This window comes from Roseateles sp. 22389 (assembly GCF_052044995.1).
Lineage (GTDB): Bacteria > Pseudomonadota > Gammaproteobacteria > Burkholderiales > Burkholderiaceae_C > Roseateles.
In genome coordinates this window covers 83,555-97,241 of the sequence record NZ_JBQEOF010000012.1, presented here as the reverse complement: position 1 = coordinate 97,241, position 13,687 = coordinate 83,555, and the positions used below count along the sequence as shown (strand labels likewise).

At 70.2% G+C, this 13,687-nt stretch carries 17 protein-coding genes; 13 read left to right on the top strand and 4 right to left on the bottom strand.

The genetic code is table 11. From position 1 onward, the window contains the following. Window positions 1–3: 3 nt before the first annotated feature. On the top strand, window positions 4–1,086 hold the full coding sequence (locus ACTJKJ_RS17400; RefSeq protein ID WP_440821210.1) for an aminopeptidase: 1,083 nt from the start codon (window positions 4–6) through the stop codon (window positions 1,084–1,086). Between the two features lie 13 nt (window positions 1,087–1,099). Here the strand turns inward: ACTJKJ_RS17400 and ACTJKJ_RS17395 are convergent, their stop codons facing one another. Both ACTJKJ_RS17395 and ACTJKJ_RS17390 read right to left on the bottom strand, forming a co-directional pair. Continuing rightward, window positions 1,100–1,351, bottom strand: coding sequence for an acyl-CoA-binding protein (locus ACTJKJ_RS17395; RefSeq protein ID WP_091721188.1), 252 nt, complete (start codon window positions 1,349–1,351; stop codon window positions 1,100–1,102). Window positions 1,352–1,468: 117 nt separating this feature from the next. Next, window positions 1,469–1,672: a hypothetical protein gene (locus tag ACTJKJ_RS17390; protein ID WP_440821209.1), complete on the bottom strand. Its 204-nt coding sequence runs from the start codon at window positions 1,670–1,672 to the stop codon at window positions 1,469–1,471. Between ACTJKJ_RS17390 and ACTJKJ_RS17385 the strand changes: the two genes are divergently transcribed. Further along, window positions 1,665–3,107, top strand: coding sequence for a wax ester/triacylglycerol synthase family O-acyltransferase (locus ACTJKJ_RS17385; RefSeq protein ID WP_440821208.1), 1,443 nt, complete (start codon window positions 1,665–1,667; stop codon window positions 3,105–3,107). The two genes, ACTJKJ_RS17390 and ACTJKJ_RS17385, sit on opposite strands and share 8 nt — an antisense overlap. A 70-nt stretch (window positions 3,108–3,177) precedes the next feature. Here ACTJKJ_RS17385 and ACTJKJ_RS17380 read toward each other — a convergent pair whose 3' ends face one another. Together ACTJKJ_RS17380 and ACTJKJ_RS17375 are read right to left on the bottom strand one after the other, a co-directional pair. Then, a complete protein-coding gene (locus ACTJKJ_RS17380; RefSeq protein ID WP_440821207.1) occupies window positions 3,178–3,510 on the bottom strand; it encodes a hypothetical protein in 333 nt (110 codons plus the stop codon). Window positions 3,511–3,681: 171 nt separating this feature from the next. Continuing rightward, on the bottom strand, window positions 3,682–4,353 hold the full coding sequence (locus tag ACTJKJ_RS17375) for a TetR/AcrR family transcriptional regulator (protein WP_091721202.1): 672 nt from the start codon (window positions 4,351–4,353) through the stop codon (window positions 3,682–3,684). Between the two features lie 90 nt (window positions 4,354–4,443). Here ACTJKJ_RS17375 and ACTJKJ_RS17370 point away from each other — a divergent pair, with 90 nt between their 5' ends. The 11 genes from ACTJKJ_RS17370 (at window position 4,444) to hisH (ending at window position 13,601) form a co-directional block, all read left to right on the top strand. Further along, complete coding sequence (locus ACTJKJ_RS17370; RefSeq protein ID WP_255489936.1) at window positions 4,444–5,400, top strand: ABC transporter ATP-binding protein; 957 nt, start codon at window positions 4,444–4,446, stop codon at window positions 5,398–5,400. Further along, window positions 5,397–6,179 carry an ABC transporter permease gene (locus ACTJKJ_RS17365; RefSeq protein WP_091721209.1) on the top strand — a complete coding sequence of 261 codons (783 nt, stop codon included), beginning with the start codon at window positions 5,397–5,399 and terminating at the stop codon, window positions 6,177–6,179. The genes ACTJKJ_RS17370 and ACTJKJ_RS17365 overlap by 4 nt, the downstream gene beginning before the upstream one ends. 98 nt (window positions 6,180–6,277) lie before the next feature. Next, complete coding sequence (locus ACTJKJ_RS17360) at window positions 6,278–6,541, top strand: BolA family protein (protein WP_091721214.1); 264 nt, start codon at window positions 6,278–6,280, stop codon at window positions 6,539–6,541. A 115-nt stretch (window positions 6,542–6,656) separates the two neighbouring features. Next, a complete protein-coding gene (gene hisG, locus ACTJKJ_RS17355) occupies window positions 6,657–7,298 on the top strand; it encodes an ATP phosphoribosyltransferase (RefSeq protein WP_147240828.1) in 642 nt (213 codons plus the stop codon). A 58-nt stretch (window positions 7,299–7,356) separates the two neighbouring features. Beyond that, a complete protein-coding gene (hisD, locus tag ACTJKJ_RS17350) occupies window positions 7,357–8,676 on the top strand; it encodes a histidinol dehydrogenase (RefSeq protein WP_440821206.1) in 1,320 nt (439 codons plus the stop codon). 147 nt (window positions 8,677–8,823) lie between these two features. Beyond that, window positions 8,824–10,374, top strand: coding sequence for a methyl-accepting chemotaxis protein (locus ACTJKJ_RS17345; protein WP_440821205.1), 1,551 nt, complete (start codon window positions 8,824–8,826; stop codon window positions 10,372–10,374). A gap of 98 nt (window positions 10,375–10,472) precedes the next feature. Next, entirely contained in the window at window positions 10,473–10,691 is a 219-nt protein-coding gene (locus ACTJKJ_RS17340) for a CopG family transcriptional regulator (protein WP_088408424.1), read from the top strand. After that, complete coding sequence (locus ACTJKJ_RS17335; protein WP_440821204.1) at window positions 10,688–11,197, top strand: PIN domain-containing protein; 510 nt, start codon at window positions 10,688–10,690, stop codon at window positions 11,195–11,197. The genes ACTJKJ_RS17340 and ACTJKJ_RS17335 overlap by 4 nt, the downstream gene beginning before the upstream one ends. After that, window positions 11,194–12,294 carry a histidinol-phosphate transaminase gene (hisC, locus tag ACTJKJ_RS17330; protein WP_440821203.1) on the top strand — a complete coding sequence of 367 codons (1,101 nt, stop codon included), beginning with the start codon at window positions 11,194–11,196 and terminating at the stop codon, window positions 12,292–12,294. Before ACTJKJ_RS17335 ends, hisC begins: the two co-directional genes overlap by 4 nt. A 57-nt stretch (window positions 12,295–12,351) precedes the next feature. After that, a complete protein-coding gene (gene hisB / locus ACTJKJ_RS17325) occupies window positions 12,352–12,948 on the top strand; it encodes an imidazoleglycerol-phosphate dehydratase HisB (RefSeq protein ID WP_091721233.1) in 597 nt (198 codons plus the stop codon). 5 nt (window positions 12,949–12,953) lie between these two features. Then, window positions 12,954–13,601 carry an imidazole glycerol phosphate synthase subunit HisH gene (hisH, locus tag ACTJKJ_RS17320; protein WP_175538296.1) on the top strand — a complete coding sequence of 216 codons (648 nt, stop codon included), beginning with the start codon at window positions 12,954–12,956 and terminating at the stop codon, window positions 13,599–13,601. Window positions 13,602–13,687 lie beyond the last annotated feature (86 nt).

Below are 13,687 nucleotides of genomic sequence, written 5' to 3'. Positions count from 1 at the left end.
GCGATGACGACGCCGCCGATCACGACGGGGATCCCTCGCGGACTGAAGGCGCTGTGCCTCGCGCCGCTGCTGCTGGCGCTGTTCGCGCTGGGCGGTTGCGCGCAGCTGTCCTATTACGGGCAGTCGCTGTCGGGCCACCTGTCGCTGGTGCGCGCGGCCAAGCCGGTCGACGACTGGCTCGCGCAGCCCGACCTGGATCCGGAAATCCGCCAGCAACTGGTGCTGTCGCAGGCGCTGCGCGCCTATGCGTCGTCGGAGCTGAAGCTGCCGGACAACGACAGCTACCGCCGCTACGCCGACCTCAAGCGCGGCGCCGCCGTGTGGAACGTCGTCGCGACGCCGGAGCTGAGCCTGCAGCTGAAGACCTGGTGCTACCCGATCATGGGCTGCGCCGGTTACCGCGGCTACTTCGATCCGCAGGCCGCGCGCGCGCTCGCGCAGCAGCTGCGCCAGGACGGCTACGAGCCCTACGTGTACGGCGTGCCGGCCTATTCCTCGCTGGGCTGGAGCAACTGGCTGGGTGGCGATCCGCTGCTCAACACCTTCATCCGGTATCCGGAGGGGCAGCTCGCGCGGATGATCTTCCACGAGCTGGCGCACCAGGTGGCCTACGCGAATGACGACACCACCTTCAACGAGAGCTTCGCGACCGCGGTCGAGCAGATCGGCGTCGCGCGCTGGCTGAAGGACCGCCCGGACGCCTTGCGGGAGGACGAGCAGTCGCGCCGCCGGCAGGACGAGGTCCAGGCGCTGCTCAAGGCGACGCGCGAGCAGTTGCGCGAGGTCTTCCGCAGCACCGCCAGCGACGACGAGAAGCGCGCCGGCAAGGCCGCGGCCTTCGCGCGGCTGCGCGCCGACTACGAGGCGATGAAGCGGGACCGCTGGGGCGGCGACACGCGCTTCGATCGCTGGGTCTCGGGCCTGAACACGCCGGCGCTGGCGATCCAGGGCAGCTACACGGACCTGGTGCCGGAGTTCCTGCGGCTGTTCGAGCGCTTGGACCGGGACTGGCCGCGCTTCTACGCGGAAGTCCAGCGCCTGGCCAAGCTGCCCAAGGACGAGCGCCGGGCGGCGCTGTCCCGCTGAGGCTGAAGCCGGCTTACTTCAGGCCTTCGACCAGGTCGATGTAGTCCTGCATCGCCTCGTCGCTGGTCTTGCCTTCCAGCGTCTTCCAGGCGTCCCACTTGGCGCGGTTGACGAAGTCCGTCATGCCGGGGCGATCGCCCTCGACATCGCCGGCGGTGGCCTGCTTGAACAGCGCGTACAGCTTCAGCAGGGTCTGGTTGTCCGGCCGCTCGGGCAGGGTCTTGGAATCGGCGACGGCCGCGTCGAACTGGTCCTTGAGGCTCATGTGTGTCTCCCTTGGCGATGAGCAGGGCGTCCCGTTGGCGACAATCGGGACGGACGGCCGCGATGTTACCCAGCCCACCTCCCGGCGCGGACTGGGGCCGCCTCTCTAGATGACGCATCATCGGGAGCGCATCGTCCGCCGCCAGAACCCCTTCCGCCAGGAGACCGCATTGCCCACTTCCGCCGCGTCGCGCCCGTCGCCCTCCCGCCGGAGCGCCAAGTCCACGCCGTCGAAGACGGCCGCACCGCCCGCGCGGTCGGCGTCGTCCGCGAGGGCCGCGAAGCCCGCCGGCCTCCCGCGCGACGCGGAGCCGATGTCCAAGGTCGACACCGCCTGGCTGCGCCTGGATACCGAGGCCAACCGCATGGTCATCCACGGCGTGCTGCTGCTGAAGCCGGCCATCGCGCTGGAGGACCTGCGCCGCCGCGTGGCCGAGCGGCTGCTGCGCTTCCCGCGCTTCCGGCAGCGCGTCGTCGAAACCGGCGACAGCGCCTGGTGGGTGGAGGACGCCGAGGTCGACATCGCCCGCCACGTGGTGCCCGAGACGCTGCCGCGCCGCCGCGGCCGACCGCTGGAAGGCGCGCTGCAGGACCGCCTGGCCGAGCTGGCCGCCGAGCCGCTCGATCCGTCGCGGCCGCTGTGGCAGCTGCACCTGATCGAACATTACGACGGCAGCAGCGCGCTGATCGCGCGCGTGCATCACTGCATCGCCGACGGCATCGCGCTGATCGCGGTGCTGCTGTCGATCACCGATGGCGGCGCGGCGCCGCCGGCGCAGGCCGTGGCGGGACCGAAGAAGGCCCCGGCGGGGAAGACGGCGAAGGCGGCGAAAGCGAAGGCCGGCTCGGTCGCGAGCGCCGACGAGGCCGAGCCCGAATGGCTCGCCGACGCGATGGTCAAGCCGATCCATGCCTGGACGGTGCGCGAGATCCAGGAACGCGCCGGCTTGGACCGCTCGGGCGCCGCGGCCGCCTCGCCGGCGGAGCGGCTCGGCCGCCAGGTGCTGGACGACGCGGCGGCGCTGACCGAGGCGCCCGATGACGCCAAGACCCGCCTCAAGGGCAAGGCCGGCCGCGCCAAGCGGGTGGCCTGGGGTGCGCCGCTGGCGCTGGACGCGGTCAAGGCGGTGGGCAAGTCGATGAACGTGTCGGTGAACGACGTGCTGCTGAGCTGCGTCGCCGGCGCGATCGGGCTCTATCTGCGCGGTCACGGCGACGACACCGAGGGCCAGGAGATCCGCGCGCTGGTGCCGGTCAACCTGCGGCCGCTGGAGACGGCCTGGCAACTGGGCAACCGCTTCGGCATGGTCCCGCTGCCGATGCCGGTGGGCATCACGAATCCGGTCAAGCGGCTCTACGCGGTGCACGCGCAGACGCAGGCGCTCAAGAACAGCCTGCGGCCGGCGCTGTCGCTGGGGCTGATGGCGACCTCCGGCACGGTCGAGAAGGCGGCGCAGCGGGCGATGCTCAAGACCCTGTCGCGCAAGGCGACGGCGCTGATGACCCACGTGCCGGGCCCGGCGCAGACGCTGCGGCTGTGCGACTCGGCGGTCGAGCGCGTCATGTTCTGGGCGCCGCAGGCCGGCGACATGAGCCTGGGCATCAGCATCCTGACCTACGCCGGCCAAGTGCAGTTCGGCCTCATCGCCGACGCCGGCCTGTGCCCCGATCCGCAGGCCATCGTGGCCCACTTCGAGCCCGAGTTCCAGCACCTGCTCACGCTGGCGCTGATGCTCCCGTGGGAGACGAAGGACTGAGCGCCGGCCCGCCGTCCGCGCCATGCAGAACGCCGCCCGGGGGCGGCGTTCGTCGCTGGGGCAGGACGCCTTATTTGGCGGCCTTCTTCGCCGGCTGCGGAAGGCCGGCGGCGGTCGGGTAGGCGGACATCACCTTGACCGGGTCGGCGCTGGCCAGGTACTCGGCGTACTGCGTCTGGGCGCAGGCGACCGGATGACCGGAAGTGGCCTCGCCGCGGTACTCGCCGCGGTTGTAGACGAAGCGGTACTCGTTGGCGGCGGCCGGCTGCTCGAAGCGCACCGCGTGCTGGCTGGCGCACTCGGCGCGCAGGGCCTTGGCGTCGGCGTTCTCGGCAGAGGCGGCGGCATGCGCCATCGGGGCAGCCAGGGCCAGCAGGGCGGCGGAGATCAGGATGCGCGTCATGGAGTCGGTCCCTAGAGGTCGTTGAATGCGATATCCCTAATTTATAGGGTGTCGTTTTTCGACGCCAACCGCGACCAGGGGGGCCGGCTGCGCACGATGCCAGGGTTTCCTCGGAGGACCGCCACGGGACCGGATGCTAGTCCGCCAAAGCGCAAGGGCGCCTCCCGGGGGTCAGGCCGTGCCGTCCGCGGGCGCCTGGTACTTGCCCGCCAGCTGGAACAGATGGTCCCGCGAGGTCGGCTCCAGGTAGGGCAGCAGCAGCCCCAGCACGTGGAAGGCGCCGCGCATCAGCGCCTCGCCGGCGCGGTCGGGCTCCAGCGCGTTGCGCGGATCGCGCACGTATTCGTAGCTCAGCCAGTAGCTCAGCAGCACCACCATCGCGTTGGCGGTGGGCACGGCCTCGCGCACCTGCATGGTCAGCGCGCCGCTGGCCTGCAGCCCGCCCAGCAGGCCCACCATCGCCTGCGTCTTCTGCTCCAGCACATGCTGGAAGTGCGTCTCCAGCTTGCGGTTCTTGGACAGCAGGTCGTTGAGGTCGCGGTACAGGAAGCGGTGCTGCCAGATCAGCTCGAACAGCATGTGGAAGAACAGCCAGGCGTCCTCCACGTTGCGCACGTTGCCCACCGCGCCCAGCAGCTCCGACAGCGACTTGTCGTAGCGGTTGAACAGCGCGTTGATCAACTCGTCCTTGGCCGGGTAGTGGTAGTACAGGTTGCCGGGCGAGATGCCGAGCTCCGCCGAAATCAGCGTGGTCGAGACGTTCGGCTCGCCGAAGCGATTGAAGAGGTCCAGCGTGACTTCGAGGATGCGTTCGGCGGTGCGGCGCGGCTTCTTGGTGGCCATGGGCCCGTGGGCGTGGTGGGGGGAGGTGGGCGCATTCTGTCATGACCCCAGGCGGGCACGGGACGGCCCCGCTCCCTACAATCCGCGCCCATGCCCGCAAGCCCCCAACAACAGCCGGCCGCCATGCCCGCGCCGGCCGGCGGTCCGCCCGCCCTGCGATTCAGCAATGTCAGCAAGACCTACCGGGCCGGCCAGTTCCGCGCGCTGGACGGCGTCAGCTTCGACATCCAGCCCGGCGAGTTCTTCGGCCTGCTCGGCCCCAACGGCGCCGGCAAGACCAGCCTGATCAGCATCCTGGCGGGCCTGTCGCGCGCCAGCGGCGGACAGGTGTCGGTGCTGGGCCATGACGTCGTCGACGACTACGCCGAGGCCCGCAAGAAGCTGGGCATCGTGCCGCAGGAACTGGTCTTCGACCCGTTCTTCAGCGTGCGCGAGACGCTGCGCATCCAGTCCGGCTACTTCGGCGTGCGCCACAACGACGACTGGATCGACGAGCTGCTGCTCAACCTCGGCCTGGCCGACAAGGCCCACAACAACATGCGCCAGCTCTCCGGCGGCATGAAGCGCCGCGTGCTGGTGGCGCAGGCGCTGGTGCACCGGCCGCCGGTCATCGTGCTGGACGAGCCCACCGCCGGCGTCGACGTCGAGCTGCGCCAGACGCTGTGGCAGTTCATCGCGCGCCTGAACCGCGAGGGCCACACCGTCCTGCTCACGACGCATTACCTCGAGGAGGCCGAGGCGCTATGCCACCGCATCGCGATGCTCAAGCAAGGCCGGATCGTGGCGCTCAACCGCACCTCCGAACTGCTCGCCGGCACCGCCTCGACGATGCTGCAGTTCAAGACCGACTCCGCGCTGCCGCTGGCGCTGGCCGAGCGCGCCCGCGTCACCGGCCGCATCGTCCAGCTCACCGCGCACGACGCGGCCGAGGTCGAGCAGATCCTGGCCACCTTGCGCCAGGCCGCCGTGCCCATCGAGGACCTGGAGATCGGCCGCGCCGACCTCGAGGACGTCTTCCTGGAAATCATGCAAGGGGGCCGCGCATGAGCGCCAGCCATTTCCCGATCCGCCTCGAGGGCGCCCGTCCGCTCTTCTATAAAGAGGTGCTGCGCTTCTGGAAGGTCGGCTTCCAGACCGTGGGCGCGCCGGTGCTGACCGCGGTGCTCTACCTGCTGGTCTTCGGCCATGTGCTGGAGGACCACGTCAAGGTCTACGGCACCGTGGGCTACACCAGCTTCCTGATTCCGGGCCTGGTGATGATGAGCGTGCTGCAGAACGCGTTCGCCAACAGCTCCTCGTCGCTGATCCAGAGCAAGATCACCGGCAACCTGGTGTTCCTGCTGGTCACGCCGCTGTCGCACTGGGCCTGGTTCCTGGCTTATGTCGGCGCGTCGGTGATCCGCGGGCTGATGGTCGGCGCGGGCGTGTTCGTCGCCACCGTGTGGTTCGCGCCGCCGGGCATGGCCAAGCCGCTGTGGGTGCTGGCCTTCGCGATCCTGGGCGCGGGGCTGATGGGCTCGCTCGGCCTGATCGCCGGCCTGTGGGCGGAGAAGTTCGACCAGATGGCCGCTTTCCAGAACTTCATCGTGATGCCGATGACCTTCCTGTCGGGCGTGTTCTATTCGGTGCATTCGCTGCCCGCGTTCTGGCAGGGCGTCAGCCACCTGAACCCGTTCTTCTACATGATCGACGGCTTCCGTCACGGCTTCTTCGGCGTCAGCGACGCCTCGCCGTGGGTGAGCCTGGGCGTCGTGGCGATCGCCTTCGCCGCGGTGGCCGCGGTCGCGCTGGAGCTGCTGCGCCGCGGCTACAAGATCCGCCACTGAACCGTCGCGACGACCGCGCCGGCCCGGCCCTCGCAAGCCGGGCCTCTCCAAGCACGAAAGCGCCCGCGCGAGGCGCCCGAGTAGAATCCCGCCCCATCATGGCCGATCCGACCCCCGCAGAAGTCCAGAGCTACATCGCCCAGGGTCTCGCTTGCAGCGAGCTCCAGGTCGAGGGCGATGGACGCCATTTCTTCGCGACGATCGTGTCGGCCGAGTTCGAGGGCCTGAGCCGGATCAAGCGCCACCAGCGCGTGTACCAGGCACTGGGCGATCGCATGCGCGAGCAGATCCACGCGCTGTCGATGAAGACGCTGACCCCCGCCGAGTTCGCGCAGCAAGGCAGCGCGCATCACCATCACTGAAAGCCACCCGGCTGCGAGGCGGGTGGCGGTGTGGCCCGTCCGGTGAACCCGCTGCCGTCCCGCTGAACAGCCCGAAGCGCTTCCGCGTGGAGCGCGCGTTCACCGAGGACACCGCATGATCACCCTGGCACTTTCCAAGGGCCGCATCTTCGAAGAGACCCTGCCGCTGCTGGCGGCCGCGGGCATCTCCGTGCTGGAAGACCCGGACAGCTCCCGCAAGCTGATCCTCCCGACCAACCAGGCCGAGGTGCGCGTGGTGCTCGTGCGCGCGACCGACGTGCCGACCTACGTCGAGTACGGCGGCGCCGACCTGGGCGTGGCCGGCCGCGACGTGCTGATCGAGCATGGCGGGCAGGGCCTGTACCAGCCGCTGGACCTGCGCATCGCGCAGTGCCGCATGAGCGTCGCGGTGCGGGACGACTTCGACTACGAGAACGCCGTGCACCAGGGCTCGCGGCTGCGCGTGGCGACCAAGTACACCTCGATCGCGCGCCAGCACTTCGCCGACAAGGGCGTGCACGTGGACCTCATCAAGCTCTACGGCTCGATGGAGCTGGCGCCGCTGACCGGGCTGGCCGACGCTATCGTCGACCTCGTCTCCACCGGCAGCACGCTCAAGGCGAACCGGCTGGTCGAGGTCGAGCGGATCATGGACATCTCCTCGCGCCTGGTCGTCAACCAGGCGGCGCTCAAGCTCAAGCGCGAGGCGCTCAAGCCGCTGATCGACGCGATCGGATCGGCCATCCCGAACGCCTGATCGACCGCCTGATCGACCGTCCGTCCGACCGCCCCCGACGCCTGCCCGGAGCCCCGCCATGAGCCCAGCCCTTCAACTTCGCACCCTCGTCACCACCGACGCCGACTTCGACGCGCAGTTCCAGCGCGTGCTGCACTGGTCGGCCGAGACCGATGCCGCGATCGAGTCGCGCGTCGCCGAGATCCTGGCCGACGTGCGCGCCCGCGGCGATGCCGCAGTGCTGACGTACACCGCCCGCTTCGACCACCTGGAGGCCGCGACGCTCGGCGCGCTGGAACTGACGCGCGAGGAGCTGCGGGCCGCCTTCGACGGCCTGCCCGCGGAGCAGGCGAAAGCCCTGACCCAGGCCGCCGAGCGGGTGCGCCGCTACCACGAGCGCCAGAAGGAGGCCTGCGGCGAGAGCTGGAGCTACCGCGACGAGGACGGCACGCTGCTGGGCCAGAAGGTCACGCCGCTGGATCGCGTCGGCATCTACGTGCCGGGCGGCAAGGCCGCGTATCCCTCGAGCGTGCTCATGAACGCGATCCCCGCGCAGGTCGCCGGCGTGCCGGAGATCGTGATGGTCGTGCCCACGCCGCGCGGCGAGAAGAACCCGCTGGTGCTGGCCGCGGCCTACGTGGCCGGCGTGCACCGCGCCTTCACCATCGGCGGCGCGCAGGCGGTGGCGGCGCTGGCCTACGGCACGGCCACCGTGCCGCGCGTGGACAAGATCACCGGACCGGGCAACGCCTACGTCGCCAGCGCGAAGAAACACGTCTTCGGCCAGGTCGGCATCGACATGATCGCGGGGCCGAGCGAGATCCTCGTGCTCGCCGACGGCACCACGCCGCCGGACTGGGTCGCGATGGACCTGTTCAGCCAGGCCGAGCACGACGAGCTCGCGCAGAGCATCCTCCTGTGCCCGGACGCCGCCTACATCGCGCAGGTGCGTGAGGCCATCGAGCGCCTGCTGCCCGGCATGCCGCGGCGTGACGTGATCCGCGCGTCGCTGGAAGGGCGGGGCGCGCTGATCCACACGCGCTCGATGGAGGAGGCCTGCGAGATCAGCAACCGCATCGCGCCCGAGCACCTCGAGGTCTCCAGCGCCGACCCGCATCGCTGGGAGCCGCTGCTGCGCCACGCCGGCGCGATCTTCCTGGGCGCCTACACCAGCGAGTCGCTGGGCGACTACTGCGCCGGCCCCAATCACGTGCTGCCGACCTCGGGCACGGCGCGTTTCTCCTCGCCGCTGGGCGTCTACGACTTCCAGAAGCGCTCCAGCCTGATCGAGGTCAGCGAGGCCGGCGCGCAGGTGCTGGGCCCGATCGCCGCGACGCTGGCCTACGGCGAAGGCCTGCAGGCGCATGCGCAGGCGGCGGAGTTCCGGCTCAAGCGCTGAGGCCGCCGCCTGCGCAGATTTCACGCGGCGGCGCCGGGCAAACCCTGGCTCGCGGATAAGCCGCCACTTTTGACGCTGTTTTGAGGTTCGCCCGCCGGGGCGGACGTTCTAGGATTCGCCGACATCTCCACAAGAGGACGGCGAAGCATGAAGGTCTCCGATCTGCGCGTCGGTGTGCGCATCTCCCTGGGGTTTGCAGCGGTGCTGCTGGCCACGGTGCTCGTGGGCATCGTGGCGATCAACCGCATGCAGGCGATTCAGAAGAACGTCGAGGACATGGGCGGGGACTGGATCCCGTCGATCAACGCCATCAACGCGCTGCGCGGGCAGCTCAACGAGCTGCGGCGCGCCGAGATGTCGATGTGCCTGAAGGAAGTGGTCCTCGAGGTCGAGGAGCAGCAGGAGCGCATCAAGACGCTGCGCGAGAAGACGCTGCCCGAGCTGGCCAAGACCTACGAGGCGATGGTCAGCACGCCGCAGGAGTCCGAGCAGTGGAAGGACGCCAAGGCGCAGTACGCCGCCTACCTGGGCGTCCAGGACCGGCTGATCGCGGCGCGCAAGGCCGGCAACCGCGGCGAGTACCTGGCCACCGTCAGCGGCGAATCCAGCAAGGCCTTCGGTGCCGTCATCGGCGCGACGCAGAAGCTGGTGGACATCAACACCCAGGGGGCCGAGGCCGACGTCGAAGCGTCGCGCGCGGTCTACAAGGCCGTGCTCACGACGATGGGCGTGCTGATCGTCGCCGCGCTGGCGGCCGGCGGCGCGCTGGCCTTCTACCTGACGCGCAGCACCGTCCGCCCGCTGACCGACATGGTGGGCGTCGCCAGCCGCGTCGCCGAGGGCGACCTGACCGTCGACATCGACACCTCGCGCCGCGACGAGCTGGGCCAGCTGGCGCAGGCGCTGTCGGCGATGCAGGGCGCGCTCAACCGCTCGCTGTCGACGGTGCGCACCAGCGCTGAGAGCATCGCGATGTCCAGCGGCGAGGTGGCCGCCGGCAGCAGCGACCTGTCGGCGCGGACCGAGCAGATGGCCTCCAGCCTGGAGGAGACCTCGGCCACGATGCAGGCGCTGACCGACACGGTGCGCATGAACGCCGACGCCACGCGCCAGGCCAGCCAACTGGCGCTGAACGCCAGCCAGGTCGCCGACCGCGGCGGCGTGGTGGTGTCCGAGGTGGTCAGCACGATGGACCAGATCAATGCGTCCTCGCGCAAGATCGCCGACATCATTGGCACGATCGACGGCATCGCCTTCCAGACCAACATCCTGGCGCTGAATGCGGCGGTGGAGGCCGCCCGCGCCGGCGAGCAGGGCCGCGGCTTCGCGGTGGTGGCGGGCGAGGTGCGCTCGCTGGCGCAGCGCAGCGCCGAGGCGGCGCGCGAAATCAAGGGCCTGATCGGTTCCTCGGTCGAGCGCGTCGAGGCCGGCGCCCGCTTGGTCAGCGACGCCGGCGAGACCATGCGCGAGATCGTCGCCGCCGTGCAGCGGGTGACCGACATCATCCAGGAGATCTCCTCGGCCACGCAGGAGCAGAGCACCAGCCTGATGGAAGTCGGCCAGGCCGTGCGGCGCCTGGACGAGGTCACCCAGCAGAACGCGGCGCTGGTCGAGGAATCCTCGGCCGCCTCGGAATCGCTGCGCGAGCAGGCGGGCAGCCTGCAGCACGTAGTCGCGCAGTTCCGTCTCCAGGGCTGAAACCCGCCCTTCCTAGTCGGATCCCGGCGCCAAGCCCCGAAGGTCGGCAGGGACACGAAGTTCGTGGAACACGAACTTCGTGTTACCCTGCGGCCTTCATGAAGAACGTCACCGTCACCATGGAAGACAGCGTCGCCGAGTGGGCGAGGCTGGAGGCGGCGCGGCGCAACACCAGCGTCTCGCGGCTGGTCGGCGAGCTGCTCGCCGAGAAGATGCGTCACGACGACGCCTATGAACGCGCCCTGCAGGACTGGCTGCACCGCGAGCGCACCTGGTCCTCCGACGGCCAGCCCTATCCGGGCCGGGAGCTGCTGTGAGCGCGGGCCTGGAACTGACCGCGCCGGTGTTCGTGGACACCTCGGTGCTGATCCTGAGCGAGGACGGCGCCGACCCGGCGCGCCGCGCGCAGGCCATGCGCTGGCTGCGCGTGCTGTGGCAGCAGCGCCTGGGCCGCACCTCCAGCCAGGTGCTCAACGACTTCTACCGCGCCGTCACCACCCGCATCGCGCCCGCCATGCCCAATGGCGACGCCCGGGCCGAGGTGCGCCGCTACCAGCGCTGGGCGCCGTGGTCGACCGACCACGCCACCGTCGAGTCCGCCTGGTCGCTGGAAAGCCGCTTCGCGCTGCCCTATGCCGATGCGCTGATCGTCGCCGCCGCCAAAGCGCAGGGCTGCGAGACGCTGCTCAGCCTGGCGCTGCCGCACGGCCAGCTCTACGACAGCGTCCTGATCGTCGACCCGCTGCGCGCGCTGCCGGCGGGCGCGGCCTTCGATCCCGACCCCCTCTCCGATACCCCACCGCCGCTGGCGGTCGCCCCATGAAAGCTGCCCTCGATCGAGCCCTCGGTGTCCTGCGCGACGACCTGCGCGCCATGCACGCCTACGCGGTGCATCCGTCCGCCGGCCTGATCAAGCTGGACGCGATGGAGAACCCCTTCCGGCTGCCCGCCGAGCTGCAGCGGGCGCTGGGCGAGCGCCTGGGCGCGGTCGCGATCAACCGCTATCCCGGCGAGCGCACGCAGGACCTGGCGCGCGCGCTGGCGGCGCACGCCGGCCTGCCGGAGGGCAAGGCGCTGATGCTGGGCAACGGCTCGGACGAACTGATCTCGCTGCTGGCCATGGCCGTCAGCAAGCCGGGCCAGCGGATCGCCGTGCTGGCGCCGCTGCCCGGTTTCGTCATGTACGGACTGTCCTCGGCCTACCAGCACCTGGACTTCGTCGGCGTGCCGCTGACGGCGGATTTCGAGCTCGACGAGGCGGCGATGCTGGCCGCCATCGCCGAGCACCGGCCCGCCATCGTCTACCTGGCCTATCCGAACAACCCGACCGCCAACCTCTGGGACGAGGCCGTCATCGAGCGCATCGCCCAGGCCGCGCCGGGGCTGGTGGTGATCGACGAGGCCTACCAGCCCTTCGCCGCGCGCGACGCGATGGCGCTGATGGCGCGTCATCCGCAGGTGCTGATCATGCGCACGATGAGCAAGTTCGGCCTGGCCGGCGTGCGCATCGGCTACCTGATGGGCCATGCCGAGTTGATCCATCACATCGACAAGCTGCGCCCGCCCTACAACGTCAGCGTGCTGAACGCGGAAGCCGGCCTGTTCGCGCTCGAGCATGCGCAGGTCTACGAGCGCCAGGCCGCCGCGCTGCGCGACGGGCGCGCCGCGCTGCAGGCCGCGCTGGCCCGGCTGCCGGGCGTGCGGGCCTATCCGAGCGAGGCCAACATGATCCTGGTGCGCGTGCCCGAGGCCGACCGGCTGCATGCCGACATGAAGGCGCGCGGCGTGCTGGTCAAGAATGTCTCGGGCATGCATCCGCTGCTGGCGGGCTGCCTGCGGCTGACGGTCGGCACGGCCGACGAGAACGCGGCGATGCTGGCGGCGCTCGAAGCCTCGCTCGCCGCGCTGGTTTCCGGCTGATGCCAGACTGGCGCCTGCCGGCAGGTCCCCTGTTTTCCTGATCCCTGTGGAATCCCCATGAGCTCCGAACGCATCGCCGAAGTCCGCCGCGACACCAAGGAAACGCAGATCCGCGTGCGCGTGAACCTGGACGGCACCGGCCAGGCCACGCTGAACACCGGCATCGGCTTCTTCGACCACATGCTGGACCAGATCGCCCGCCACGGGCTGATCGACCTGGACATCGAGGCCAAGGGCGACCTGCACATCGACGGCCACCACACCGTCGAGGACGTCGGCATCACGCTGGGCATGGCGGTGGCGCAGGCGATCGGCGACAAGAAGGGCATCACCCGCTACGGCCACAGCTACGTGCCGCTGGACGAGGCGCTGTCGCGCGTGGTGGTGGACTTCTCCGGCCGTCCGGGGCTGGCGATGGACGTCAAGTTCACCGCGGGCTCGGTGGGCGCCTTCGACACGCAGCTGACCTACGAGTTCTTCCAGGGCTTCGTGAATCACGCGCTGGTGTCGCTGCACGTGGACAACCTCAAGGGCCACAACGCGCATCACCAGTGCGAGACGATCTTCAAGGCCTTCGGCCGCGCACTGCGCATGGCGATGACGCCGGACCCGCGCTCGGCCGGCGTGATCCCGTCGACGAAGGGCACGCTGTGAGCGTCATGCCCAGGACGGTCGCCGTCGTCGATTACGGCATGGGCAACCTGCGCTCGGTGTCGCAGGCGGTGATGGCCGCGGCGCAGGACCAGGGCGTGCGCGTGCTCATCACCGCCGAGCCCGACGAGGTCTACGCCGCCGAGCGCATCGTGCTGCCCGGCCAGGGCGCGATGCGCGACTGCATGCGCGAGCTGGAGGGCAGCGGCTTGAAGGAAGCCGTGCTGGACGCCGCCGCGCGCAAGCCGCTGATGGGCGTGTGCGTCGGCATGCAGATGCTGCTGGACCACAGCGAGGAGCAGGACACGCCCGGCCTCGGGCTGATCCCCGGCCGCGTGAAGCGCTTCCGGCTCGAGGGCCGGCTGCAGCCCGACGGCAGCCGCTACAAGGTGCCGCAGATGGGCTGGAACCGCGTGCACCAGACGCGGGCGCATCCGGTCTGGGGCGAGGTGCCGGACGAGAGCTGGTTCTACTTCGTCCACAGCTTCTATGCCGAGACGTCGGACCCGCGCGACAGCGCCGGCCAGAGCGACTACGGCCTGCGCTTTACCTGTGCGGTGGCGCGGGATAACATTTTTGCCACCCAATTCCACCCCGAGAAAAGTGCCGCGTCCGGGCTCGCCCTGTACCGCAATTTCCTGCACTGGACGCCCTGAGGCCTGGCCTCCGGTCCTGCGTCGCACGACACCTTCTCGAGCGTCCCTCCCTCTCTTCCCCTTCCTCCACCCCTAGCTCCCCGGGC

Bases quoted from the DNA above. Each gene is read 5' to 3' on its own strand.
- hisC (WP_440821203.1), top strand. From the start codon at position 11,194: ATGAAAGCTGCCCTCGATCGAGCCCTCGGTGTCCTGCGCGACGACCTG.
- hisD (WP_440821206.1), top strand. From the start codon at position 7,357: ATGAGCCCAGCCCTTCAACTTCGCACCCTCGTCACCACCGACGCCGAC.
- hisG (WP_147240828.1), top strand. From the start codon at position 6,657: ATGATCACCCTGGCACTTTCCAAGGGCCGCATCTTCGAAGAGACCCTG.
- ACTJKJ_RS17340 (WP_088408424.1), top strand. From the start codon at position 10,473: ATGAAGAACGTCACCGTCACCATGGAAGACAGCGTCGCCGAGTGGGCG.
- ACTJKJ_RS17385 (WP_440821208.1), top strand. From the start codon at position 1,665: ATGTCCAAGGTCGACACCGCCTGGCTGCGCCTGGATACCGAGGCCAAC.
- ACTJKJ_RS17345 (WP_440821205.1), top strand. From the start codon at position 8,824: ATGAAGGTCTCCGATCTGCGCGTCGGTGTGCGCATCTCCCTGGGGTTT.
- hisB (WP_091721233.1), top strand. From the start codon at position 12,352: ATGAGCTCCGAACGCATCGCCGAAGTCCGCCGCGACACCAAGGAAACG.
- hisH (WP_175538296.1), top strand. From the start codon at position 12,954: ATGCCCAGGACGGTCGCCGTCGTCGATTACGGCATGGGCAACCTGCGC.
- ACTJKJ_RS17380 (WP_440821207.1), bottom strand. From the start codon at position 3,510: ATGACGCGCATCCTGATCTCCGCCGCCCTGCTGGCCCTGGCTGCCCCG.
- ACTJKJ_RS17360 (WP_091721214.1), top strand. From the start codon at position 6,278: ATGGCCGATCCGACCCCCGCAGAAGTCCAGAGCTACATCGCCCAGGGT.
- ACTJKJ_RS17375 (WP_091721202.1), bottom strand. From the start codon at position 4,353: ATGGCCACCAAGAAGCCGCGCCGCACCGCCGAACGCATCCTCGAAGTC.
- ACTJKJ_RS17370 (WP_255489936.1), top strand. From the start codon at position 4,444: ATGCCCGCAAGCCCCCAACAACAGCCGGCCGCCATGCCCGCGCCGGCC.
- ACTJKJ_RS17365 (WP_091721209.1), top strand. From the start codon at position 5,397: ATGAGCGCCAGCCATTTCCCGATCCGCCTCGAGGGCGCCCGTCCGCTC.
- ACTJKJ_RS17395 (WP_091721188.1), bottom strand. From the start codon at position 1,351: ATGAGCCTCAAGGACCAGTTCGACGCGGCCGTCGCCGATTCCAAGACC.
- ACTJKJ_RS17400 (WP_440821210.1), top strand. From the start codon at position 4: ATGACGACGCCGCCGATCACGACGGGGATCCCTCGCGGACTGAAGGCG.